This is a genomic window from Corynebacterium sp. HMSC076C10, assembly GCF_001812455.1.
GTDB classification, from domain to species: domain Bacteria; phylum Actinomycetota; class Actinomycetes; order Mycobacteriales; family Mycobacteriaceae; genus Corynebacterium; species Corynebacterium jeikeium_D.
The window spans coordinates 1-1,248 of sequence record NZ_KV809156.1 but is presented as its reverse complement, the minus strand read 5'-3'; the positions used below and the strand labels follow the sequence as shown (position 1 = coordinate 1,248).

At 52.9% G+C, this 1,248-nt stretch carries 7 tRNA genes; 6 read left to right on the top strand and 1 reads right to left on the bottom strand.

Annotated elements, in window-relative coordinates:
• Positions 1-54: 54 nt before the first annotated feature.
• Positions 55-129 (bottom strand) — tRNA-Val (locus HMPREF2857_RS09025).
• Positions 130-480: 351 nt separating this feature from the next.
• Between HMPREF2857_RS09025 and HMPREF2857_RS09020 the strand changes: the two genes are divergently transcribed.
• The 6 genes from HMPREF2857_RS09020 to HMPREF2857_RS08995 all read left to right on the top strand — a co-directional run bounded on the left by HMPREF2857_RS09020 (position 481) and on the right by HMPREF2857_RS08995 (position 1,138).
• Positions 481-553, top strand: a tRNA-Gly gene (locus tag HMPREF2857_RS09020).
• Positions 554-619: 66 nt separating this feature from the next.
• Positions 620-690, top strand: a tRNA-Cys gene (locus tag HMPREF2857_RS09015).
• Positions 691-722: 32 nt separating this feature from the next.
• Positions 723-797, top strand: a tRNA-Val gene (locus HMPREF2857_RS09010).
• 27 nt (positions 798-824) lie between these two features.
• Positions 825-897: transfer RNA gene (locus HMPREF2857_RS09005), tRNA-Gly, on the top strand.
• A 66-nt stretch (positions 898-963) separates the two neighbouring features.
• Positions 964-1,038 (top strand) — tRNA-Val (locus tag HMPREF2857_RS09000).
• Between the two features lie 27 nt (positions 1,039-1,065).
• Positions 1,066-1,138: transfer RNA gene (locus HMPREF2857_RS08995), tRNA-Gly, on the top strand.
• The last annotated feature ends 110 nt before the right edge of the window (positions 1,139-1,248 follow it).

Sequence of the window (1,248 nt, the reverse complement as noted above, 5' to 3'; positions counted from 1 at the left end):
TTAAACCAGTCCAACTTTCGGGGGCTAGTTCAAAAATTGGGAGCTCCTTACACGTGGTAGTCCCAACTGGGTTCGAACCAGCGACCTTTCCGGTGTGAACGGAACGCTCTTCCACTGAGCTATGGGACTATGGCAGGCGACTCAAGTGAACCTCACTGCTCTGCGCAATAAGTTAGCACGCGTCTTAGAATTTTCCATAATTACGCTGTTCGGAGGATCACCCTCTTTAAATACAGAACTTCAACTACGCCCGACATCGCTACCACATGGCTTGACCCAGCCAAATAACGTCCGCCCGATTCAAAATGACATCATTGCCATTTAAACACTTCACAATCACCAAACTAGCCATACCTCGACTGCCCCAATAAACACATTCACCAGGGCATTTGTAATCCCTCACACAATCACGCTAAAGTATCTTTCGCACCGCAAGGGAGCAAATGAGATTATCGTTTTCGCCTTTCCTTGCATCGCAATGCGGATGTAGCGCAGCTGGTAGCGCATAACCTTGCCAAGGTTAGGGTCGCGGGTTCGAGTCCCGTCATCCGCTCTGGTTTCCCAAGAAGTTAGACCCTGTGGTATAACTTCGAGGCAACCACTGAGGCGGCAGCCTCACGGTGGAATGGCCGAGTGGCGAGGCAACGGCCTGCAAAGCCGTGTACACGGGTTCGATTCCCGTTTCCACCTCAGCAGAGATTCCTTTAAGGTTTCGATGTAATGCGCGTTTAGCTCAGCGGGAGAGCGCTTCCCTGACACGGAAGAGGTCACTGGTTCAATCCCAGTATCGCGCACCACGTAAGCCCTTATGGGCGAGCGTATTTGCGGATGTAGCGCAGCTGGTAGCGCATAACCTTGCCAAGGTTAGGGTCGCGGGTTCGAGTCCCGTCATCCGCTCAGTGCAAAACCCCCTTCCCCTGGAAGGGGGTTGCGCTTGAAAGCTTCTATATAGCTTTTACCCCAGCGCGATTAGCTCAGTGGGAGAGCGCTTCCCTGACACGGAAGAGGTCACTAGTTCAATCCTAGTATCGCGCACCACGTAAGCCCTTATGGGCGAGCGTATTTGCGGATGTAGCGCAGCTGGTAGCGCATAACCTTGCCAAGGTTAGGGTCGCGGGTTCGAGTCCCGTCATCCGCTCAGACTAACCCCCTCCCCGGGTATCCGGGAGGGGGGTTTTCGTTTAACCTTTGCTAGGCAACCAGTGGGTTAAGTAAGGGTTAAGTAAAGAAAAGTGTGTCTTTTCCGGG